This window comes from Stenotrophomonas nitritireducens (assembly GCF_050984405.1).
In the GTDB taxonomy this organism is placed as follows: Bacteria; Pseudomonadota; Gammaproteobacteria; order Xanthomonadales; family Xanthomonadaceae; genus Stenotrophomonas; species Stenotrophomonas nitritireducens_B.
The window spans coordinates 2,917,077-2,939,573 of the sequence record NZ_CP158790.1; the positions used below are offsets into that span (position 1 = coordinate 2,917,077).

A 22,497-nucleotide genomic window follows, 5' to 3' on the forward strand; every position below is an offset into this window, starting at 1 on the left:
GGATGCCTCCTGCCTGCAGCGGACGGGCCAATGCACTACGTCACGATCAGGCATGGGCGAAATCGAAGGCCAGCACATCGGCGATGCGGCCGGTGCCGGCCAGCGCCATCAGCAGACGGTCCACGCCCACCGCCACGCCGGCGCACGCCGGCAACGCCGGCAGCGCGGCCAGGAAGGGCTCGTCCAGCGGCGGCTGCACGTCGCCGCGTGCGGCGCGCACGGCCAGGTCGCGCTCGAAGCGCTGGCGCTGTTCCGCGGCGTCGTTCAGCTCGTGATAGCCATTGGCCAGCTCCACCGCGCCCAGGTAGAGCTCGAAGCGCTCGGCCAGCGGCGGTTCGCCCGGGCGGATGCGCGCCAGCGCCGCCTGCGTGGCCGGCCAGTCGTGGATCACGGTGATGCGGTCGTCGGGGAAATGCGGCTGGATGCGATGGGTCATCAGCAGGTCCAGCCAGTCGTCGCGGGTGAGGCCATCGGGACTGATGCCGACACCGGCCAGCGGTGCGCGCAGCTGCGTTTCGTCGGCGCTGAACGGGTCCACGCCCACCGCGTCGATGAACAGCTTGCGGTAGGTCAGCACCTGCAGCGACGCTTCGCGCCCGACCATCGCCAGCGCCGCGCGTACCAGTTCCACCGTCTCGTCGATCAGCCGGTGGTGGTCCCAGCCGACGCGGTACCACTCGAGCATGGTGAACTCGGGGTTGTGGCGGCCGCCGGCCTCGCCGTTGCGGAACACCCGGCCCAGTTCGTAACAGTCACCGACGCCGGCGGCGAGCAGGCGCTTGAGCGGATATTCGGGCGAGGTGCGCAGCCAGCGCACCGGCGAGCCCGCATCGACGTGGCCGCTGAAGCGGGTGTGGAAACCGTCGATGTTCGGCTCGGTGTTGCCGGCCGCCGACATGATCGGCGTCTCCACTTCCAGCACGTCGCGGCGCGCGAAGAAATCGCGGATCAGGGCGTTCAGGCGCGCGCGCCGGCGCAGGGCGTCGATCATGGCGCACACCTGACCGCCATGGATGGCGGGAATGCCGGTTTTGCAGGAGCGAAAACCGGCCGTGCGCCACCCTGCGGGCGGCTTCGCCGTGAAAAACGGCTGTCCTGCCGTTTTTTCATGGCGCACACCCGACCGCCATGGAGGGCGGGAATGCCGGTTCTGCAGGAGCAAACAACGGACCCGCGCCACCCTTCGGGTAGCTTCGCTGTGAAAAACGCCTGTCCTGTCGATCTTTCATGAGTGCAGTCCCTTCGGCGTGGCCGCCAGCGGCAGGGTCAGGATGTCGCGTTCGTCGTCGCGGTAGCCGGCCGACAGGTACAGCGACTTGGCCCGGGCGTTGTGGTGGTTCACCTCCAGCCGCATCACGCTGGCGCCCTCGACGATCGCCCAGTCGCGTGCCAGGGCGAGCGCCTGTCGGCCCCAGCCGCGGCCGCGCGCGGCCGGCGCCAGGTACAGCTCGTCCAGCAGCACGAAGCGGCCGCCCTGCTCCACGCTGAAACACCAGCCCAGGGTGATGTAGCCGGCTTCGGCCACGTCGCCGCCTTCCAGCAGCAGGACCGCACCGCAGGCCGGTTCGGCCAGCAGCGTGCGCAGGCCAGGCTCGACCAGCGCCGGGTCGAAGGCAATGTGGTCCTCGGCATAAAACGCACGCACCATGGCGATCAGTCGCGGGAAATCCGCGGGCGTGGCGAGGCGGAAACGCAGGTTCATGGCTGTTGTCCGTGTCCGGCGAGGAAGGCGAGCAGGCGCGGTTCGTCCCACACCTCCACGCCCAGTTCGTTGGCCTTGTCCAGCTTGGAGCCGGCCTCGCTGCCGGCGACCACGAAGGCGGTTTTCTTCGACACGCTGCCGGCGACCTTGGCACCCAGCGCTTCCAGCCGCGCCTTGGCGGCGTCGCGGGTCAGCACCGACAGCGTGCCGGTCAGCACCACGGTCTGGCCGTCCAGCGGCCCAGCCGGCTGCGCGGCCTGCGCCGGCGCCAGTTCCAGCAGCCGCCGCATCTGCGCTTCGCCCTCGAGCAGCAACGGGCCGTGGCCATCCGTGTCCAGCCATTGCGCCAGCCCGCGCGCGGTGTCCTCGGGCAGGCCGGCGGCGACGAAGCGTTCCGGTTCGGCATCGAGGATCTGCTGCGCGGACGGCAGCGCGGCCACCAGCTTTTCGGCGCGCAGGCGGGTGATGCCGGGGATTTCGGCTTCGACCAGCAACTGCGCCAGATCCAGGCCCTCGCGCAGGCGCGCCGACGGCAGGTGGGCGTCGCGGATGCGCACCTGCCCGACCTGCAGCAATGCCTCGATGGCCTGCTGGTTGCCTTCCTGTTCGAAGAAATGGCCGAGCGAGCGCGCCACCTCGCCGCCGATGTCGGGCACGCGCTTGAACAGCGGCCACGGCAGCTGGCGGATCAGCACCAGGTCGCCGAACCACTGCGCCAGCGCCTTGGCCGTGCTCTCGCCGACGTGCTCGATGCCCAGCGCGAACAGCAGCCGTTCCAGCGTGGCGTCGCGGCTGGCGTCGATGGCGGCGATGAGGTTGTCGGCCCACTTGGTGGCGATCTTCTTCGTGTTCCATTCGAAGGCCACCGGCGATGCCAGCGCCTGCGCGCGCCAGGCCGCATCGTTGCCGTCGAGCCGGAGCACGGCGTTGAGCGCCGCGCCGCTGCCCTCCACCGGCAGATGCGGCTTGAGGCTGGCGGCGAGCGCGGACGGGTCGGCGGCGTCGAGCACCAGCTTCAGGTGCAGCAGCTGGTCGCGGGTGAGCCGGTAGAGGTCGGCCACGCCACGCACGATGCCGGCGTCGACCAGGGTCTCGATGTAGCGGTCGCCCAGCCCGTCGATGTCCATGGCGCGGCGCGAGGCGAAATGCGCGATGGCTTCCTTGCGCTGCGCCGGGCAGCTCAGTTCGCCCGAGCAGCGCCACACCGCCGCGCCCTCCTCGCGCACGATCTCCGCGCCGCAGACCGGGCAGGCCGCCGGCATCGTCCACGGCGGCGCGCCGGGCGGGCGGCGCTCGGCGATGACGCTGACCACCTCGGGGATCACGTCGCCGGCGCGGCGCACGATCACCGTGTCGCCCACGCGCACGTCCAGCCGCGCGATCTGGTCGGCGTTGTGCAGGGTGGCGTTGGTGACGGTCACCCCGGCCACCTGCACCGGCTGCAGGCGCGCCACCGGCGTGGCCGCGCCGGTGCGGCCGATCTGGATCTCGATCGCCTCCACCGTGGTGGTCTGTTCCTGCGCCGGGAACTTGTGGGCGATGGCCCAGCGCGGTGCACGGGCGACGAAGCCCATCTCGCGCTGGCCCTCGCGGTCGTCGAGCTTGTAGACCACGCCGTCGATGTCGAAGGCCAGCCCGTCGCGGCGCGCGCCGATGTCGCGGTAGTAGTCGAGCAGGCCGTCGGCGCCCTCGACCACCCGGCACAGGTCGCTGACCGGGAAGCCCCACTGCGCCAGTCGCGCCAGCGTCGCCGAATGCGTGGCCGGCAGTTCGCCGCCCTCGACCTCGCCGGTGCCGTAGGCATAGAAGCTCAACGGCCGCTGCGCGCTGACCCTGGGGTCGAGCTGGCGCAGCGAACCGGCCGCGCCGTTGCGCGGGTTGGCCAGCACCTTGCCGCCGTGCAGGCGCGCCTGCTCGTTGTATTTCTCGAAATCGGCGCGCGGCATGTAGACCTCGCCACGCACCTCGAGCACCGCCGGCCAGCCTTCGCCATCGAGCCGATGCGGGATCACCCTGATCTGGCGCAGGTTGGCGGTGACGTCCTCGCCGGTAGTACCGTCGCCACGGGTCGCGCCCTGCACGAACACGCCATCCTCGTAGCGCAGGCTGATCGCCAGGCCGTCGAGCTTGGGTTCGGCCGAAAACAGCAGCCGCGCGCGGTGCAGGCGCTCGTCGATGCGGCGCACGAAGTCCCGCACCTCCTCGTCGCTGAAGGCGTTGCCCAGCGACAGCATCGGCATGGCGTGCACCACCTCGGCGAAGCGCGAGGACGGCCGGCCGCCGACCTGGTGGCTGGGCGAATCAGCGCTGTCCAGCTGCGGATGCGCCGCTTCCAGCGCCTCCAGCTCGCGCATCAGCGCGTCGTAGTCGGCATCGGGAATTAGCTGCTCGTCGCGCTCGTGGTAGGCCTGCGCGGCCGTGGCCAGGTGCTGGCGGAGGTCGGCGATGCGCTGGCGGGCGGGGGCGTCGGAAGTCATGCGCCGATTTTAACCGCGCACGGGTGTATGCACCGCGTGTGGCAGGGCGCGGAAACGCAAGGGGCGCCGCATGCGACGCCCCCCCCTCTCCCGCAGTTCATCCCGCCGCGCCTACCAGCGCGGCGGCTTGGTCAGCGGCGGCGCCTGGTGCTGGCGGTCGTAGGCGCGCAGCTCGTCGCGGATGTGGGCGATGCGCTGGCGGCCCAGCGCGTTGCGGCTGTCGTCCAGCACCACGCCGTCGAGCAGTTCGGCCATGCGCTGCACGGTGGGCAGCATCTTTTCCCAGGCGTCGAGCGCGGTCATCGGCGCCGGCAGGGTGAGGAAGAAGGCGATGGCCGGGGTTTCCATCTCACGGATGTGGGCCATGTCGAAGCTGCCCGGCTTCATGATGCTGGCCATGCTGAAGATCGGCCCGCGCTCGGGATGCCCTTCCACCAGGCGGTGGAAGACGCTCATGTAGCCGAACACCAGCCCGGTCTTCTCGGCGGCCACCACGATGTCCTCGCCGCGCAGCACCTGGCCCGCGCGCGCGGCCACGTAGAGCGAGACGATCTTGTCGAAATCCTGGCTGGCGCGCCTGCCCAGTTCGCTGCCCGCCGCGGCCTCGACGTCCGGCAGGCCCAGCTCCGGCTGGGTCACTTCCACGCCGGCGTCCGCATCGGCCACGGCATCGCCGCCCTCGCCGTCCGCGCCCAGCACCGGCTCGCGCCGCGGCTTGGCGCCGCCATCGACCGGCTCGCGGCGCTTGCCCTGCGCCGGCTTCTTGGTGCGTCCGAACAGGAAGATCGCCGCGATCAGCAGCACTCCGGCGGCCAGGATGCCGATACGCAACAGAGCCATGTCGGACATGCGGTGGGTTCTCCGGTCAACGTGTTCAGGTCGATAAAGAATGGCACGTCAGGCCGCGCCCGCCAAACGCGCGGCTTCCTCCAGGTCCACGCTGACCAGGCGGCTGACGCCCGGCTCGCGCATGGTCACGCCCGAGAGCTGGTGCGCGGCCTCCATCGTCGCCTTGTTGTGGCTGACGAACAGGAACTGCACCTTTTCGCTCATCTCCTTGACCATGTTGGCCAGGCGGCCGACGTTGGCCTCGTCCAGCGGCGCGTCCACCTCGTCCAGCAGGCAGAACGGCGCCGGGTTGAGCTGGAAGATGGCGAACACCAGGGCCACCGCGGTCATGGCCTTCTCGCCGCCGGACAGCAGCGAGATGCTGGACACGCGCTTGCCCGGCGGGCGCGCCATGATGGTCACGCCGGTATCGAGCAGGTCCTCGCCGGTCAGTTCCAGATAGGCGTGGCCGCCGCCGAACAGGCGCGGGTACAGGGCCTGCACGCCGGCGTTGACGCGGTCGAAGGTGTCCTTGAAACGGCCGCGGGTCTCGCGGTCGATCTTGCGGATCGCCTCTTCCAGCGTCTCCAGCGCGGTGGTCAGGTCCACGTTCTGCGATTCCAGGTATTCCGAACGCTGCGAGGCCTCGCCGTATTCGTGGATGGCGGCCAGGTTGACCGGTTCCAGCCGGCGCATGCGCGCGTCGATCTGCTGCACCGCCTGCTCCCACTCGCCGATGCGCGCGTCCCCGGGCAGGGTGTTGACCACGTCCTCGAGCACGAAGCCGGCCTTTTCCACCGCCGCCTGCAGCTGCTCGGCGCTGAGCACCAGCGCCTGCTGGTCGAGCTTGCGCTGGGAAATGCGCTCGCGCTGCGCCAGCGCCTGTTCGTCGCGCTGGTGGCGGGTCTGCTCCAGCGTGCGCAGCTCGGCGTCGATGCCGTCCAGCTGCGCGCGCGCCTCGGCCAGCACCCGGTCCACGCGCACGCGCTCGGCCAGGGTGTTCTGGTGCTCGGCCTCCAGCGCCTGCACCGGCGTGTCGCCCTGGTCCAGCTGCGAGTGCAGTTCGCCCAGGCGCGAATCCAGCTGCCCGCGCTGGGTGCTCATGCGCTCCAGCGCCTGCGACAGCGAGGCGATCTGCGCGCGCTGCGATTCCAGGGTGAGCGCCAGCGCGTGCATGCTGTCGCGCACGTTGCGCGCCGCATCACGCGCCAGGTCGCGCGCCTCGGTCAGCTGGCGGCGCTCGCCCTCCAGCGCCTGCCGCGTGGTTTCCAGGTCGCCCATGCTGGACACCGCGTCTTCCAGGCGCACGCGCGCCTCGCCGGCCTGCTCGCGGCTGGTGTCCAGCGCTTCCAGCAACTGCCCCAGCTCGCTCTCGATGCGCTCGATGCGCGTGCGCGCCGATTCCAGCCGGCCGCGCTGGCTCTGCATCTGACCGGCCAGCTCGGACACGCCGCGATGCGCCTGGTACAGCGCCCGCTGCGCTTCCTCGCGCTGCTGCTCGGCGGCCAGCAGCTGGTCGCGGAACGCGCCGAGCTGGCGCTCGAGTTCGCCCTCGCGCTCCTGCAGGCCTTCGATCTGCTCGCGCAGGGTGACGATCTCGCGTTCGCGCAGCAGCGCGCCCTGCTTGGCCGCGCCCTGCCGCGACACCCGCACCCAGCCCTCGCCCAGGCGCTCGCCGTTGCGGGTGATGACCGAATCGCCTTCGTCCAGCCGCTGCTGCAGTTCGCGCGCGGCGGCCAGGTCCTCGGCGCCATGCAGGCGCGCCAGCAGGCGACGGATCGCCAGCGGCCCCTGCACGCGCGCGGCCAGCGAGGTCGGCGCGAAATCCGCATCGCCCGCGGCACCGGACACCAGCGCGATGCGGCCTTCGCCCAGTTCGCCCAGCGCATCGACCAGCACTTCGGGCGCATCGACCAGCACGCCTTCGATCAGCTGGCCCAGCGCGCTTTCCACCGCGTTTTCCCAGCCGCTCTCGACGGTAATGCGCTCGCCGACGCGCGCGGCCGAATCCAGCCCCTGCGCCTTCAGCCACGCCACCGCGGCGCCCTGCTCCTGGCCCAGCGCGGCCTGCTGCAGGGTTTCCAGCGAGGACAGGCGGCCGCGCGCGGCCTGCGCCTGCTTGCGCACTTCGGCCAGTTCGGCCTGGCTGGCGCGCTGCCGTTCCTGCAGCGTCGCCGCGCTTTCCTTGCGCAGTTCCACCTGTTCGTTCAGTTCGTCCAGCGCCGCGGCCTGCGATTCGTGCTGCAGCTGCAGCTGCTCGAACGCCTCGGCCAGCGCCTCCACGTCGAGGCCGGCGCGCTCGGCCGCCAGCGCTTCGCGGCGGCGGTCGGCCTCCAGGATCTGGCGGTCGAGGTAATCGACGCGGGTACGCTCCACTTCGCCCGAGCGGGTGGCTTCGGAGGTGTTGCGGTTGTGCGCTTCCCAGCGCTGCTGCCAGTCGTGCAGCGCGGCCTCGGCCTCGCGCAGCCCTTCCTGGCGGAATTCGTTTTCTTCCTGCAGCTGTTCCAGCTGCGGCTCGGCGTTCTCCACCGCCTCGCGCAGCACCATCAGCCGCGCCTCGTCGCCGCTGATGTGCTGGCCCAGTTCGGCAAGGGCCTGGCGGGTCTCGTCGCGCGCCTTGTGCAGGCGCTGCGCCATCTCGCGCTGGTGCTGGATCTGCTGTTCCAGCCGCGCCAGCGTGCTGCCGACCTGGTAGACGTCGGCCTGCGCGCGCGCCAGCGTTTCGGCCGCTTCCTCGCGGCGCATGCGCCCGGTCTCGATGCGGCTCTCGGCCTCGCGCTGCTCGGCGATCAGCTGCTGCAGCCGGGTTTCCTCGCGCGCCAGCGCTTCGCGCAGCCCACCCAGGCGGCTGTCCAGGCCGCGGTATTCCAGCGCCTTCCACTCGGCGTCCTTGACCCGGCGCTCTTCCTGCAGGGCCTGGTACTGCTCGGCCTGCCTCGCCTGGCGGCGCAGGTGCTCGAGCTGCTTGCCGATTTCCTCGCGCAGGTCGTTCAGGCGGTCCAGGTTCTCGCGGGTGTGGCGGATGCGGGTCTCGGTCTCCTTGCGGCGCTCCTTGTACTTGGAGATGCCGGCGGCCTCTTCCAGGTAGACGCGTAGGTCTTCCGGCCGCGCCTCGATGATCTGGCTGATCATGCCCTGCTCGATGATCGAGTAGCTGCGCGGCCCCAGGCCGGTGCCGAGGAACAGATCGGTGATGTCGCGGCGCCGGCACTTGGTGCCGTTGAGGTAGTAGTTGCTGCTGCCGTCGCGGCTGACCAGGCGCTTGACCGAGATTTCGTTGAACGCGGCGTACTCGCCGGCGATGGTGTGGTCGGTGTTGTCGAAGATCAGTTCGACCGTGGCCTGCGACACCGGCTTGCGCCCGGCCGAGCCGGAGAAGATCACGTCGGTCAGCGAGTCGCCGCGCAGGCGACTGGCCGAGCTTTCGCCCATCACCCAGCGCACCGCGTCGATGATGTTGGACTTGCCGCAGCCGTTGGGCCCGACCACGCCGGTCATGTTGGTCGGCAGGTGCAGCGTCGTGGGATCGACGAAGGACTTGAAACCGGACAGCTTGATCGTGGATAGACGCATGGGGCAGCAGGGTTCCAGTGCCGGGCCGATGGGTGGCACCGTTGGGTTTTGCGGGGAATCGGGCGCGGGAAAAACGGTCCGCGGGCAGTATAAGCCCCTCTCCCCGCGGGAGAAGGGTCGGGGTGAGCGTACGGGTACAGCCCTGCGACATCCGTCTGCACGAGGCTTCGCCTGTACCGTCATCCGCCCCTTGCGTGCCGCTCCTGCGGCACGCCCTTCGGGCCGGCTTCGCCGTCCGCTTCGGCATCCCGCCTCGCGAGCGGGGTACCTGCATCCGGCACATCGCGGTGCTTCGGCCTTCGGGCGGCTTCGCCGCGCAACCCGGTCGTCCTGCCGGGTTGTCACCCAGGGGAAGGGATAAAAAGAACGGGCGCCTTGCGGCGCCCGTTCCGGGTACTACGCGAACCGCAAGGATCAGGCGTCGGCTTCGACGATGACCTTGACGGTGGCTTCCACGTCGGCGTGCAGCTTGAGCACGACATCGTATTCGCCGACAGCGCGGAAGGCGCCTTCGCCGAGGATGACTTCGCTCTTTTCCAGCGGCAGGCCGGCGGCGGTGAAGGCCTCGGCGATGTCGCGCGGGCCGACCGAGCCGTACAGCTTGCCTTCGGTCGACGCGTGGGCGCCGATGGTGACGCTGGCGTCGGCGAACTTGGCGGCGCGGGCTTCGGCGTCGTCGTGCGAGGCCTTGGCCTTGGCTTCGTACTCGGCGCGCTTGGCTTCGAAGGCGGCGACGTTGGCTTCGGTGGCCGGCACGGCCTTGCCGTGCGGCACCAGGAAGTTGCGGCCGTAGCCCGGCTTCACGTCGACCAGGTCACCCAGGTTGCCCAGGTTGGTCACCTTCTGCAGAAGAATCAGCTTCATTTTCTTGCTCCGTTATTCGTTAGCGATGCCCCGGGGGACACCGCAACGCTTGCTGTCCGAATGGACGGTGTGGACGTATCAGACGTCGTGGTTGTCCGTGTACGGGATCAGCGCCAGGAAACGGGCGCGCTTGACCGCCGTGGACAGCTGACGCTGGTACTTGGACTTGGTGCCAGTGACGCGGCTCGGCACGATCTTGCCGTTCTCGGTCAGGTACTGGCGCAGGGTGTTGAGATCCTTGTAGTCGATCTCCTTCACACCTTCAGCCGTGAACTTGCAGAACTTGCGGCGACGGAAGAACTTGGACATGAGCTGACTCCTTATTCGGCAGAGGCGGCGTCGTCGCCGGCTTCTTCATTGTTGGAATTGGCAGCTTCTTCGTCGTCACGACGACGGCGCTCGCCACGCTCGGGCTTGTCGCCCTTCTCGTCCTTGCTCTTCATGATCAGCGACTGCTCGGTCTCGGCCTCGTCACGCTTGATGACCAGGTTGCGCAGCACGGCGTCGTTGAAGCGGAAGCTTTCGGTCAGTTCGTTCAGCACCGACTGGTCGGCTTCGATGTTCATCAGAACATAGTGGGCCTTGACCAGGTTCTGGATCGGATAGGCCAGCTGACGGCGGCCCCAGTCTTCCAGGCGGTGGATCTTGCCATTGCCGCCCTCGACCAGCGCCTTGTAGCGCTCGACCATGGCCGGGACCTGCTCGCTCTGGTCCGGGTGGACCAGGAACACGACTTCGTAATGACGACTCATGTTTTTTCTACCTTTCGGATGTAGCCCTTTCGGGCCGGACAGCCCCCCGCCATGCAACGCGGTGGGGCAAGGACCCCTGCACCAGGGGCGCAGGGAGCCGCGCATTATCCACTGCGCGCCGGTTCCGGACAAGTCGCCCGCTCTCCCCGGCTGAACGCTGCGTTCGACGGGCGGCACCCCGCCCGGGATTTTCATGCTGCAACGCAGCAGTACAATGCGTAACCGTTTCCACGCCCCTCCGGATACGCCTTGCCCTCTTCCTCCTCCCTGGCCGCGACGCTGAACCCGCGGCAACGCACCCTCATCCTCCTGGCCCTGTCGCTGGGTGGCTTCGCCATCGGCACCAGCGAATTCGCCAGCATGGGCCTGATGCTGGAAATCAGCCGTGGGCTGGCGATCAGCGAGGCCCAGGTGGGCCACCTGATCAGCGCCTACGCCATCGGCGTGGTGGTCGGCGCGCCGCTGCTGGCCTTCGCCGGCGCCGGCGTCAGCCGCCGCACCCTGCTGCTCTGGCTGATGGGCTTCTATGCCGCCGGCAACCTGGCCAGCGCCCTGGCGCCCAACTACGCCACCATGCTGCTGGCCCGCTTCGTGGCCGGCCTGCCGCACGGCGCCTATTTCGGCGTGGCGATGCTGGTGGCCGCCTCGATCAGCCCGCCCGAGCAGCGCGGCGCCGCGGTTTCTCGGGTGCTGCTGGGCCTGTCCATCGCCATCCTGGTGGGCAACCCGCTGACCACCTGGCTCGGCCAGCAGTTCGTCTGGCGCACCGCCTTCGCCCTGGTGAGCCTGCTGGCGCTGGCCACGGTGGCGATGGTGGCGCGCCACCTGCGCCCGGACCCAGACGAGGTCCGCACCACGCCGATGCGCGAACTGCGCGCCTTCAACCGCCCGCAGGTATGGCTGGCGCTGGCGATCGGTGCGATCGGTTTCGCCGGCATGTTCTGCGTGTTCACCTACCTCGCGCCGACCCTGGTCAACGTCACCGGCGTGCACGAGCGCTGGATGCCGGTGGCGGTGGGCCTGTTCGGCGTGGGCGCGATCATCGGCAACGTGGCCGGCGGCTGGCTGGTCGACCGCCTGCAGTTCCGCGCCGCCGGCGTGCTGCTGGCGTGGTCGATCCTGGTGCTGATGCTGTTCCCGCTGGCCGCCCGCTCGGGCTGGGCCATGGCCCCGGCGATCATCGCGGTCGGCACCATGGGCGCGCTCGCCGTCGCCCTGCAGACCCGGCTGATGGATGCGGCCGGCGAGGCGCAGACCCTGGCGGCGGCCTCCAACCACGCCGCGTTCAATACCGCCAACGCGCTCGGCCCGTGGCTGGGCGGCATGGCGATCGGCGCCGGCTTCGGCCACGCCTCCACCGGTTACGTGGGCGCGGCCACCGCCGCGGCGGGCTGCTGCTGCTGTGGGTCGTGGCGATCCGGCTGGACCGCCGCCGCGCGGCGCGGACGCTGGCCTGCTGCCGCTGAGCCGCGGGCGCGGCCACTCCGCCTCAGCGGGGTGGCTTTCGTCAGCGGTGGCTGTCGTCGGTGGTGAAGCTCTCGCCGCAGCCGCACTCGGCGGTGGCGTTGGGGTTTTTGAAGGTGAAGGTCTCGCCCAGGCCCTGCTTGCCGAAGTCGATCTCGGTGCCGTCCACCAGGGCCAGGCTGTCGGCGTCGACGAAGATGCGTACGCCATCCTGCTCGAACACCGTGTCGTCCTCGCGCTGTTCGCGCGCCAGGTCGGTGATGTGGCCCCAGCCCGAGCAGCCGGTGCGGGTCACGCCGAAACGCAGGCCCAGCGCGCCGGGGGTCTGCTCGACGAAACGCTGGACGCGGGCGAAGGCGACGGGAGTGAGGTGGATGGCCATGGGGGAGCGACTCCGGGAGATTGCGGGGGCGATTATAGGAAAACCCGGCTGTACCGGCCCCGGATGGCGGATTCCTCGCCTGTCCGGCCGCGCAGCCGCTAGAATTCCGTGTTCACAGATCGAGTCGATCAGCAGAGGATTCAAGTCATGACGGTGGTCAGCGTTGCGCACGCCCTGGCCGGGAAGATCCCGGAAGGCGGAGAAGTCACGGTTCGCGGTTGGGTTCGCACGGTCCGTGCCTCCAACGGGCTGGCCTTCGTCAATGTCAGCGACGGCTCCGGCTTCGCTCCGATCCAGGTCGTGGCCACCGACGCGCTGGCCAATTTCGACGACATCAAGCGCCTGACCCCGGGCTGCTCGGTCGTCGCCAGCGGCAAGCTGGTCAAGTCGCAGGGCAAGGGCCAGAGCTTCGAGATCCAGGGCCAGAGCCTGGAGATCGTCGGCTGGGTCGAGGACCCGCTGACCTACCCGATCCAGCCCAAGCCGATGTCGCCGGAGTTCCTGCGCGAAGTGGCGCACCTGCGCCCGCGCACCAACCTGTTCGGCGCGGTCACCCGCATCCGCGACTGCCTGGCCAAGGCGGTGCACCGCTATTTCCACGAGAACGGCTACTACTGGATCAGCACGCCGATCATCACCACCTCCGACGCCGAAGGCGCCGGCCAGATGTTCCGCGTCTCCACGCTGGACATGGCCAACCTGCCGCGCGGCGGGGACGGCGCCATCGACTTCAGCCGCGACTTCTTCGGCAAGGAAACCTTCCTGACCGTGTCCGGCCAGCTCAACGTCGAGGCCTACTGCCTGGCGCTGAGCAAGGTCTACACCTTCGGCCCGACCTTCCGCGCCGAGAACAGCCACACCACCCGCCACCTGGCCGAATTCTGGATGGTGGAGCCGGAAATCGCCTTCGCCGACCTGGCCGAGGACGCGCGCGTGGCCGAAGAGTTCCTCAAGTACCTGTTCCGCGCGGTGCTCGACGAGCGTGCCGACGACATGGCCTTCATCGCCGAACGCGTGCAGAAGGACGCCATCACCCGCCTGGAAACCTTCGTCAACGCGCCGTTCGAGCGCATCGAATACACCGATGCGGTCAGCCTGCTGCAGAAGTCCGGCCGGAAGTTCGACTACCCGGTCGAATGGGGCCTGGACCTGCAGACCGAACACGAGCGCTGGCTGACCGAGGAACACGTTGGCCGCCCGGTGGTGGTCACCAACTACCCCGAGCACATCAAGGCCTTCTACATGCGCCTGAACGACGACGGCAAGACCGTCGCGGCGATGGACGTGCTGGCCCCGGGCATCGGCGAGATCATCGGCGGCAGCCAGCGCGAGGAGCGCCTGGACATCCTCGATGCGCGCATGGCGCAGTTCGGCCTGGATCCGGAGCACTACCAGTGGTACCGCGATTTCCGCCGCTACGGTTCGGTGCCGCACGCCGGCTTCGGCCTGGGCTTCGAGCGGCTGGTGGTATACGTCTGCGGCCTGTCCAACATCCGCGACGCCATCCCCTACCCGCGCGCGCCGGGCTCGGCGGAATTCTGACAGCGAGGAACGAGTGATGAGAAACGAGAAACGAGTAAAAGCCGGATCAGCGCGCAGACGCGCCCTTCTCTCGTTTCTCGTTCCTCTCCACTCGTTCCTGCTTCAATCATGACGCTCTTCCTCGCCCTGTGCTTCGTCGGCGTGGCCATCGCCGGGTTCAGTGCGTTCCTGATCTTCTGGCCGCTGACCCTGGTGCATGTGCGCGACCGCCACCCGACGGTGGCCGGTGGCTTCGGCGACTTCGCCTTCCTCGACGGCAAGGCCCTGCGCTGGCTGGTCGGCGGCCGCTACCACGCGCTCGGCGACCGCGCGCTCAGCGGCCTGGCCACTCCCGCCCGGATCGCGCTGTGCGTGATCTGGTTCGGGCTGGGCATGGCCGGCCTGCTCTGGCTCTATTCCCTGGTAATGAAATGAACGACATCGACACTTCCGCCGACCAGTGGTGGCTGGCCAGCCTCGGCACGACGCTGGTCTGGGCGCGCCTGCGCGTGCGCCCGGCCGGCACCGCCGAGGTGCTGGACAGCGACGGCAACACCCTGAGCTACGACAGCGAGGACACCGCGCGCGCGCAGCTGTTCGACGCCGAGTTCGTCGCCTGGGACGGGCTGGACGAGGAAGACGCGCTGGCGCGCGGCTTCTCGCTGCACGAGGTGCAGCCGCCGCGGGCGGCCAGCGACGCCGAACTGCGCGGACGCATGGTGCAGTCGCTGGGTGGGCGCGCCTGACCGGCCGATGTTCACCCCACGCGCCTTCGCCGAGCATGATCTGGTCTGGCTGGATCGCCTGCTGGAGCGCGATCCGTTCGTCACCGTGCTGACCACCGGCGCCGACGGACTGCCCGAACTGACCCGGCTGCCGGTGCTGTACCAGCGCGACGGCGAACGCATCGAACTGCTCGGCCACTGGGCCCGGGCGAACCCGCAGGCGCGCCACGCCGGCGTCGCCAAGGTGCTGGTCGATGGCCCGCATGGGTACGTGTCGGCGAGCTGGTATCCGGACAAGGAAACCGCCGCGCGCGTGCCGACCTGGAACTATGCCAGCGCCGAGCTGCGCGGCCACCTGGAACCCTTCGACGACGAGGACGCGCTGGCGGCGCTAGTCGGCGCGCTCAGCGCGCGGTTCGAGGCCAGCGTCGGCCAGGACTGGCGCTTCGAACCGGAGCGCGACGACCAGCGCCGCCAGCTGCGCGGCATCGTCGGTTTCCGCTTCCAGGTCGAACAGGTCCAGATCAAACTGAAATTGAGCCAGAACCACCCGGACGCCAACCAGCAGGCGGTGATCGCCGCCCTGGAACGGCTGCCGGACCCCGCTTCCCATGAGCTGGCGCAGTGGATGCGCCGGCAGCGCGAACAGGCCGCCACCGGCGACTGAGCGCCCCGTTTCCCGACGACGCGGCCAGCGCGGCCGCGCCTTCCTCCCCATCGACGTCAGGAACACCCGAAATGAAAGACATCCGCAGGCTGCTGCAGAACAACCGCGAATGGGCCGACCGCATCGCCCGCGAAGACCCCGAATTCTTCCACCAGCTGGCCAAGCAGCAGCATCCGGAATACCTGTGGATCGGCTGCTCCGATTCGCGCGTGCCTGCCAACCAGATCATCGGCATGGCGCCCGGCGAGGTGTTCGTGCACCGCAACGTCGCCAACGTGGTGGCGCACAGCGACCTGAACTGCCTGAGCGTGGTGCAGTACGCGGTGGACCAGCTCAAGGTTAAGCACATCCTGATCGTCGGCCACTACGGCTGCGGCGGCGTGCACGCCTGCCTGCACAACACCCGCGTCGGCCTGGCCGACAACTGGCTGCGCCACGTCGGCGACGTGGTGCAGAAGCATTCGGCGATCCTCGACGCGATCGAGGACGACGAGCTCAGGCACGCCCGCCTGTGCGAGCTGAACGTGATCGAGCAGGTCGCCAACCTGTGCCGCTCGACCATCGTGGAGGACGCCTGGGCGCGCGGCCAGAAGCTGATGGTGCACGGCTGGGTCTACAGCCTGAAGGACGGCCGCGTCAGCGAGATGGGCATCGACGTGGGCGCGCCCGAAGACCTGAAGCCCGCCTACGAGAGTGCCCTGGCCTTCGTTCCGCGCCAGGGCCGGCGCGACTGACCCGGACCGGAAACGACCATGCTCGCCTCGCCGATCAACCTGCACGCCTGGATCGAGGACAACCGCCACCTGCTCAAGCCGCCGGTGGGCAACAGGATGATCGACAACGGCGATTTCATCGTCATGGTGGTCGGTGGCCCCAATGCGCGCACCGACTTCCATTACGACGAAGGCCCGGAGTGGTTCTACCAGCTCGAGGGCGAGATGGTACTCAAGGTGCAGGAGGACGGCGCGGTACGCGACATCCCGATCCGCGCCGGCGAAATCTTCCTGCTGCCGGCGCGGGTGCCGCATTCGCCGCGGCGACCGCCCGGCGGCGTCGGCCTGGTGGTCGAACGCAAGCGCCTGCCGCACGAACTCGACGGCGTGGCCTGGCACTGCGAACAGTGCAACCACAAGCTGTACGAGGAGTTCTTCCACCTGCGCAACATCGAGACCGACCTGCCCAAGGTGTTCGACCGCTTCCATTCCTCGCTGCAGCACCGCACCTGCGCGCACTGCGGCGCGGTGCACCCGCTGCCGGCGCAGGGCTGAGCGCCGCGCCCCCGCCACGCGAAAACGCGCCACCGTGCGCACCCCGTAGGAGCGGCTTCAGCCGCGATGGGGCTTGCCCGACGAATGGCTCGGCCAGCAAAGCACCATCGCGGCTGAAGCCGCTCCTGCGACCGCATGCCGCGGGCCGGCGGTACACTGCGGCCACACTTCAATGCGCGCCCCCGATGAACGAACTCCTGTCCCCTGCCCACGCCGCCGCGCTCGATGCGGCCGATCCGCTGCGCCACCTGCGCGGCCAATTCCTGTTCCCGCAGCACCAGGGCGCCGACCAGGCCTACTTCGTCGGCAACTCGCTCGGCCTGCAGCCGCGCGGCGCGCAGGCGATGGTGCAGGAAGTGATGGAACTGTGGGCGCGCATCGCGGTCGAGGGCCACTTCACCGGTCCCACCCACTGGATGAACTACCACCGCCTGGTACGCGACCCGCTGGCGCGCGTGGTCGGCGCGCAGCCGGTGGAAGTGGTGGCGATGAACACGCTGAGCGTGAACCTGCACCTGATGATGGTCAGCTTCTACCGGCCCACGCGCGAGCGCCCGGCGATCCTGATGGAAGCCGGCGCCTTTCCCACCGACCGCCACGCGGTCGAGGCGCAGATCCGTTTCCACGGTTTCGACCCGGCCACCGACCTGATCGAAGTGCAGCCGGACGAGGCCAACGGCACGCTGTCGATGGCGGCGATCGAACGCGCCATCGCCGAGCATGGAAAGCGCGTGGCGCTGGTGCTGTGGCCCGGCGTGCAGTACCGCACCGGGCAGGCGTTCGACCTGGACGCGATCACCCGGCTGGCGCGCGCGCAGGGCGCCAACATCGGCTTCGACCTCGCCCACTCGGTCGGCAACGTGCCGCTGTCGCTGCACGACGTCGCTCCCGATTTCGCGGTGTGGTGCCACTACAAATACCTCAACGGCGGCCCGGGCGCGGTCGCCGGTTGTTTCGTACACGAGCGCCACGCCCGCGACACCACGCTGCCGCGCTTTGCCGGCTGGTGGGGCCACGAGCAGGCCACGCGTTTCCGCATGGCGCCGGAATTCGTGCCCGAACTCGGCGCCGAAGGCTGGCAGCTGAGCAACCCGCCGGTACTGGGGCTGGCGCCGCTGCGCGCCTCGCTGGAGCTGTTCGACCAGGCCGGCATGGACGCGCTGCGCGCCAAGTCGCTGCAGCTGACCGGCTATCTGGAAACGCTGGTGCGCGCGCGTCTGTCCAGCGTGCTGCAGATCGTCACGCCCGCCGAGCCGGAGCGCCGCGGCTGCCAGCTGTCGCTGCGCGTGAGCGGCGGCCGCGAACAGGGCCGCTCGCTGTTCGAGTACCTGCAGTCGGTCGGCGTGCTCGGCGACTGGCGCGAGCCGGACGTGATCCGCATTTCCCCGACCCCCCTGTACAACCGCTACCGCGACGTGCTGCGCTTCGTCGAGGAAGTGGAAGCCTGGGCCGGCCCCTGATCCATCGGAAGCAATGACTTGAGCGTTTCCCCCACGCGTCACCTGACCCTGATCGGCGCCGGCCTGGCCGGCTCCCTGCTAGCCATCCTGCTCTCGCGCCGCGGCTGGCGCATCACCGTCTACGAACGCCGCGGCGACCCGCGCGTGGCCGACTACGAAAGCGGCCGTTCGATCAACCTCGCGCTGGCCGAGCGCGGCCGCAACGCGCTGCGCCAGGCCGGCGTGGAGGACGCGGTGATGGCGCGCACGGTGATGATGCGCGGGCGCATGGTGCACCCGCGCGACGGCGGAGCGGCCCAGTTGCAGCGCTACGGCCGCGACGACAGCGAAGTTATCTGGTCGGTGCACCGCAAGGACCTCAACGTCACCCTGCTGCAGCTTGCCGAAGAGGCCGGCGCCCGCTTCCACTTCCACCGCCGCCTGCATACGGTGGATTTCGATGCCGGCTACGCGCGTTTCATCGACGACCGCGACGACCAGCCGCACGACATCCACTTCGATTCGCCGCTGGTCGGCGCCGATGGCGCCGGCTCGGCACTGCGCGCGGCAATGAACCGCAAGTCGCCGCTGGGTGAGCGCACCGAGTTCCTCGACCACTCCTACAAGGAGCTGGAAATCCCGCCCGGCGCCGACAACGGCTTCCAGATCGAGGCCAACGCGCTGCACATCTGGCCGCGCGGCCGCTACATGTGCATCGCCCTGCCCAACGACGAAGGCACCTTCACCGTCACCCTGTTCCTGCCCAACGAGGGCAACCCGAGTTTCGCCACGGTGCGCAGCGGCGCCGAGGCCGAGGCGCTGTTCGCACGCGAGTTCGCCGACGCGCTGCCGCTGATCCCGCACCTGCGCCGCGACTGGGAGCAGCACCCGCCCGGCCTGCTCGGCACCCTGTACCTGGACCGCTGGCGCCTGGGCGGCAAGGCGGTGCTGCTGGGCGACGCGGCGCACGCGATGGTGCCGTTCCACGGCCAGGGCATGAACTGCGCCTTCGAGGACTGCGTCGCGCTGGCCGAGCTGCTGGAAACGCACGAGGACACCACGCAGGCCTTTGCCGCGTTCGAGGCCGAACGCAAGCCCAACGCCGCGGCGATCCAGCAGATGGCGCTGGACAACTACCTGGAGATGCGCGACCACGTCGCCGACCCGGCCTTCCTGCTGCAGCGCGAACTGGAGCAGGAGCTGCAGCGGCGCTGGCCGACGCGGTTCGTGCCGCACTACACCATGGTCACCTTCCTGCACACGCCTTACGCGGTGGCGCTGGAACGCACGCGGCTGCAGCAGCGCATCCTCGCCGAGGCCACGGCCGGCCACGCCACGCTGGAGCGCATCGACTGGGCCGCGCTGGAGAAAACCATCCACGCGCAGTTACCGGTGCTGGAGGGAGCGCACTGATGATCCCTGCCCTCCAGCGCCCTGTTCGACAGGGAGTGCCGCCCTCGCCAGGGCCGGCGGCAACGGCAGTCCGACGGTAAGCCCCATGCCAGACACTTTCCTGTTCTACGACCTCGAGACCTTCGGCCAGGACCCGCGCCGCACCCGCATCGCGCAGTTCGCCGCGGTGCGCACCGACGCGCAGCTGCAGGTAGTCGACGAGCCGGTCAGCTTCTTCGTCAAGCCGGCCGACGACCTGCTGCCCTCGCCCATCGCCACGCTGATCACCGGCATCACGCCGCAGCGCGCGCTGGCCGAAGGCGTGAGCGAGGCCGAAGCGTTCGCCCGCATCAACGAGCTGATGGCGCGCCCGCAGACCTGTTCGCTGGGCTACAACACCCTGCGCTTCGACGACGAGTTCGTGCGCCACGGCCTGTTCCGCAATTTCTTCGATCCCTACGAGCGCGAGTGGCGCGGCGGCAATTCGCGCTGGGACCTGCTGGACATGCTGCGGCTGGTGCACGCGCTGCGCCCGGACGGCATCCACTGGCCGCAGCGCGAGGACGGCGCCACCTCGTTCAAGCTCGAACACCTGGCCCTGGCCAACGACGTGCGCGAAGGCGACGCGCACGAGGCGCTGTCCGACGTGTACGCCACCATCGGCATGGCGCGGAAGTTCCGCCAGGCGCAACCGCGCATGTGGGACTACGCACTGAAGCTGCGCGACAAGCGTTTCGTCGCCGGCCTGCTGGACGTGGTGGCGATGCAGCCGGCGCTGCACATCTCGATGCGCTACCCCGCCAGCCGCCTGTGCGCCGCGCCGGTGCTGCCGCTGGCCACGCACCCGCACATCGGCAACCGGGTGATCGTGTTCGACCTGGATGGCGATCCGCAGGCGCTGCTGGACCTGTCCGTGGAGGAGATCGCGCAGCGCCTGTACACCCGCGCCGCCGACCTGCCCGAAGGCCAGCAGCGCATTCCGCTCAAGGAAGTGCACCTGAACAAGGTGCCGGCGCTGGTCGCCTGGAACCACCTGCGCGCGCCCGATTTCGAGCGCCTGTGCATCGACCCGGCGGCGATGGAAACGCGCGCCGCGCAGCTGCGCGCGCATGGCCCCGAACTGGCCGAGAAAGTGCGCCGGGTGTTCGCCCGCGAGCGTCCGGCCGAGGGTCCGCCCGATGCCGATGGCGCGCTGTACGACGGCTTTCTCGCCGATGGCGACCGTGCCCAGCTGGCGCGCGTGCGTGCCTGCCCGCCCGACGCGCTGGCCGGCATGGCCGGGAATTTCCGCGATCCGCGCCTGCCGGAGTTGCTGTTCCGCTACCGCGCGCGCAACCACCCGCGGACGCTGGACGCCGGCGAGCGGGCGCGCTGGGACGACTATCGCCAGCGTCGCTTCACCACGCCGGGCATGGCCGAACAGACGATGGACGAATACCTGGCGCAGATCAGCGCGCTGCGCGGCGAACACCACGACAATCCCGCTTCGCTGGCACTGCTCGACGCCCTGGAGCAGTGGCGCCACACCCTGCAGGAAACACCATGACCGCCTATTTCAGCGACGCCAGCTTCAAGTTCCTGCGCGCCCTGGCCCGCCACAACGAGAAGCCGTGGTTCGCCGCGCACAAGCACCAGTACGAGGAACACGTGCGGCAGCCGTTCCTGCGCCTGATCGCCGACCTGCAGCCGGACCTGGCGCAGGTCAGCGCACATTTCCGCGCCGATCCGCGCACCGTCGGCGGCTCGCTGTTCCGCATCTACCGCGACTCGCGCTTCTCCAGCGACAAGACCCCGTACAAGACCTGGCAGGGCGCGCGGCTGTTCCACGAGCGCCGCAAGCAGGTACCGGCGCCGTCGTACTACATCCACCTGGCGCCGGGCGAAAGCTTCGTCGGCGCCGGCATCTGGCACCCGGAACCGGACACGCAGCGCCGCATCCGTCAGTTCATCCTCGACAACCCCGGCAGCTGGAAAGCCGCCGCGCACGCGCCGGCCACGCGCCGGCGCTACGCGTTCGAGACCAGCGAGAAGCTGGTGCGCCCGCCGCGCGGCTTCCCCGCCGATTTCGAGTTCATCGACGACCTCAAGCACCGCAACTGGGTGCTGTGGCGCGCGCTGGACGACAGCGCCATGACCGGCCCGCGCCTGCGCCAGACCCTGGCCGCCGACCTGGCCGCGCTCGGCCCCTTCGTCGATTACCTGTGCGCGGCGCTGGACCTGGAGTTCTGACGGCGCGCCGGGATTCACGCCCCGCCCGCGGATTTGCGGCACCCTAGCCGGCAACCGCCCAACGGAGCCGCCGCCATGGCCGCCATCCACCACCAGATCTGGATCGACGCACCGCTGGCCACCGTGCACGCCGGGCTGGCGACGGCCGAGGGACTGGGCCGCTGGTGGGTCGCCCACACCGCCAGCACGATCGATGGCGCGACGGTGATCAGCCACAACCCCGGGTCGGCGCATGGCGTGGTGGCGATGAAGGTACTGGAAGCCTCCACGCAGCGCGTGCGCTGGGAAGTGATCAGCCGGCACCCGGCGCAGAGCCCGGCCTCGGCCTGGACCGGCACCGAGATCCGCTTCGAGCTGTCGCGCCGCGCCAGCCCCGGCGCCTGGCGCGGCCTGCCGCACGAGGGCGAGCCGATGACGGTGCTGGAGTTCCAGCAGCTGGGCTGGAACCCGGACAGCGAATTCTTCGGTTTCTGCAGCCAGGCCTGGGCCGAGACCCTGGTGATGCTGCGGCGCTGGGCCGAATCCCACCCCGACCTGCCGGCCTGAGCCGCGGAGCGCGTCGATGAAGAAATGGCTGCTGCCCACCGTCGCCGTCCTGCTGGTGCTGCTCGCCGGCTACGTGGCGGCCGGCCCATGGCTGGCGATCCACGGCATCGGCAAGGCGATCGAACAGCGCGATGCGGCGCGGCTTTCGCGTTACGTTGATTTCCCCGCGCTGCGGGTCAACCTCAAGGCGCAGCTCGACGACCAACTGGTGCGGCGCGCCGGCAGCGACCTGCAGTCCAGCCTGTTCGGCGCCGTGGCACTGGGCGTGGCCGGCCGCCTGACCGGCGCGGCGGTGGACGTGATGGTCACGCCCGCCGGCATCGCCGCCCTGCTGCAGGGCCATGGCGTATGGAAGCGCGCTACCGGCGATACCGCCGATGGCGACACCTGGGGCCCGCCGGCACCCGCGCGGCCGCTGCAGGGCGCGCACGGGCGCTACGAATCGCTGTCGCGCTTCACCGCTACCCGGCAACTGGACGACGGCAGCGAAGTGGTCTTCGTGCTGAGCCGGCAGGGGCTGCGCTGGCGGCTGACCGACATCGCGCTGCCGCTGGACGCGCCGGGCTGAAGCCGGCGCCCAACGGCACGAAACGGATGGTGCAGCGCCTGTCGAATTCCATCCTTGTCGCACGTCGTGGCTGATGAAGCGCGTGCCGGTTCCGACCGCG

Annotated in this window: 21 protein-coding genes and 1 pseudogene; 13 read left to right on the forward strand and 9 right to left on the reverse strand. The window is 69.8% G+C overall.

Annotated features, from left to right (window positions below; all coding sequences use genetic code 11):
* Positions 1–46: 46 nt before the first annotated feature.
* From epmA to rpsF, 8 genes are all read right to left on the reverse strand, one after another.
* On the reverse strand, positions 47–991 hold the full coding sequence (gene epmA / locus ABTV91_RS12990; RefSeq protein WP_433851809.1) for an EF-P lysine aminoacylase EpmA: 945 nt from the start codon (positions 989–991) through the stop codon (positions 47–49).
* A 234-nt stretch (positions 992–1,225) separates the two neighbouring features.
* Complete coding sequence (locus tag ABTV91_RS12995; protein ID WP_433851810.1) at positions 1,226–1,702, reverse strand: N-acetyltransferase family protein; 477 nt, start codon at positions 1,700–1,702, stop codon at positions 1,226–1,228.
* Entirely contained in the window at positions 1,699–4,179 is a 2,481-nt protein-coding gene (gene ligA / locus ABTV91_RS13000; RefSeq protein ID WP_433851811.1) for an NAD-dependent DNA ligase LigA, read from the reverse strand. Before ligA ends, ABTV91_RS12995 begins: the two co-directional genes overlap by 4 nt.
* A gap of 111 nt (positions 4,180–4,290) precedes the next feature.
* Positions 4,291–5,028, reverse strand: coding sequence for a cell division protein ZipA (zipA, locus tag ABTV91_RS13005; protein WP_433851812.1), 738 nt, complete (start codon positions 5,026–5,028; stop codon positions 4,291–4,293).
* A gap of 48 nt (positions 5,029–5,076) precedes the next feature.
* Positions 5,077–8,580 (reverse strand): chromosome segregation protein SMC, encoded by a 3,504-nt coding sequence (smc, locus tag ABTV91_RS13010; RefSeq protein ID WP_433851813.1) that lies wholly within the window; start codon positions 8,578–8,580, stop codon positions 5,077–5,079.
* Between the two features lie 414 nt (positions 8,581–8,994).
* Positions 8,995–9,444, reverse strand: coding sequence for a 50S ribosomal protein L9 (gene rplI / locus ABTV91_RS13015; protein WP_433851814.1), 450 nt, complete (start codon positions 9,442–9,444; stop codon positions 8,995–8,997).
* Between the two features lie 78 nt (positions 9,445–9,522).
* Positions 9,523–9,753, reverse strand: a complete 231-nt coding sequence (gene rpsR, locus ABTV91_RS13020; protein WP_054666474.1) for a 30S ribosomal protein S18 — start codon at positions 9,751–9,753, stop codon at positions 9,523–9,525.
* Between the two features lie 11 nt (positions 9,754–9,764).
* Positions 9,765–10,196 carry a 30S ribosomal protein S6 gene (gene rpsF / locus ABTV91_RS13025; protein ID WP_054666476.1) on the reverse strand — a complete coding sequence of 144 codons (432 nt, stop codon included), beginning with the start codon at positions 10,194–10,196 and terminating at the stop codon, positions 9,765–9,767.
* Positions 10,197–10,445: 249 nt separating this feature from the next.
* Here rpsF and ABTV91_RS13030 point away from each other — a divergent pair.
* Positions 10,446–11,662, forward strand: a pseudogene (locus ABTV91_RS13030) (MFS transporter).
* A 41-nt stretch (positions 11,663–11,703) separates the two neighbouring features.
* Here the strand turns inward: ABTV91_RS13030 and ABTV91_RS13035 are convergent.
* Entirely contained in the window at positions 11,704–12,042 is a 339-nt protein-coding gene (locus ABTV91_RS13035; RefSeq protein ID WP_433851815.1) for a HesB/IscA family protein, read from the reverse strand.
* 147 nt (positions 12,043–12,189) lie between these two features.
* Between ABTV91_RS13035 and asnS the strand changes: the two genes are divergently transcribed.
* From asnS to ABTV91_RS13095, 12 genes are all read left to right on the forward strand, one after another.
* Positions 12,190–13,584: an asparagine--tRNA ligase gene (gene asnS / locus ABTV91_RS13040; RefSeq protein ID WP_433851816.1), complete on the forward strand. Its 1,395-nt coding sequence runs from the start codon at positions 12,190–12,192 to the stop codon at positions 13,582–13,584.
* Between the two features lie 108 nt (positions 13,585–13,692).
* Positions 13,693–13,998, forward strand: a complete 306-nt coding sequence (locus tag ABTV91_RS13045) for a hypothetical protein (RefSeq protein WP_433851817.1) — start codon at positions 13,693–13,695, stop codon at positions 13,996–13,998.
* Entirely contained in the window at positions 13,995–14,309 is a 315-nt protein-coding gene (locus ABTV91_RS13050) for a hypothetical protein (RefSeq protein ID WP_433851818.1), read from the forward strand. The genes ABTV91_RS13045 and ABTV91_RS13050 overlap by 4 nt, the downstream gene beginning before the upstream one ends.
* A gap of 7 nt (positions 14,310–14,316) precedes the next feature.
* Positions 14,317–14,955, forward strand: a complete 639-nt coding sequence (locus ABTV91_RS13055; protein ID WP_433851819.1) for an FMN-binding negative transcriptional regulator — start codon at positions 14,317–14,319, stop codon at positions 14,953–14,955.
* Positions 14,956–15,026: 71 nt separating this feature from the next.
* Entirely contained in the window at positions 15,027–15,689 is a 663-nt protein-coding gene (gene can, locus ABTV91_RS13060) for a carbonate dehydratase (RefSeq protein ID WP_433851820.1), read from the forward strand.
* A gap of 18 nt (positions 15,690–15,707) precedes the next feature.
* A complete protein-coding gene (locus ABTV91_RS13065) occupies positions 15,708–16,223 on the forward strand; it encodes a 3-hydroxyanthranilate 3,4-dioxygenase (protein WP_433851821.1) in 516 nt (171 codons plus the stop codon).
* Positions 16,224–16,408: 185 nt separating this feature from the next.
* Entirely contained in the window at positions 16,409–17,683 is a 1,275-nt protein-coding gene (gene kynU, locus ABTV91_RS13070) for a kynureninase (protein ID WP_433851822.1), read from the forward strand.
* A gap of 18 nt (positions 17,684–17,701) precedes the next feature.
* The gene (locus ABTV91_RS13075; protein ID WP_433851823.1) at positions 17,702–19,075 is read left to right on the forward strand and encodes an FAD-dependent oxidoreductase; all 1,374 of its coding nucleotides are present in this window, start codon (positions 17,702–17,704) and stop codon (positions 19,073–19,075) included.
* A gap of 85 nt (positions 19,076–19,160) precedes the next feature.
* Positions 19,161–20,600 carry an exodeoxyribonuclease I gene (sbcB, locus tag ABTV91_RS13080; RefSeq protein WP_433851824.1) on the forward strand — a complete coding sequence of 480 codons (1,440 nt, stop codon included), beginning with the start codon at positions 19,161–19,163 and terminating at the stop codon, positions 20,598–20,600.
* Complete coding sequence (locus ABTV91_RS13085; protein WP_433851825.1) at positions 20,597–21,283, forward strand: DUF2461 domain-containing protein; 687 nt, start codon at positions 20,597–20,599, stop codon at positions 21,281–21,283. The genes sbcB and ABTV91_RS13085 overlap by 4 nt, the downstream gene beginning before the upstream one ends.
* A gap of 75 nt (positions 21,284–21,358) precedes the next feature.
* Positions 21,359–21,829 carry a hypothetical protein gene (locus tag ABTV91_RS13090; RefSeq protein ID WP_433851826.1) on the forward strand — a complete coding sequence of 157 codons (471 nt, stop codon included), beginning with the start codon at positions 21,359–21,361 and terminating at the stop codon, positions 21,827–21,829.
* Between the two features lie 16 nt (positions 21,830–21,845).
* Positions 21,846–22,397 carry a DUF2939 domain-containing protein gene (locus ABTV91_RS13095; RefSeq protein ID WP_433851827.1) on the forward strand — a complete coding sequence of 184 codons (552 nt, stop codon included), beginning with the start codon at positions 21,846–21,848 and terminating at the stop codon, positions 22,395–22,397.
* Positions 22,398–22,497 lie beyond the last annotated feature (100 nt).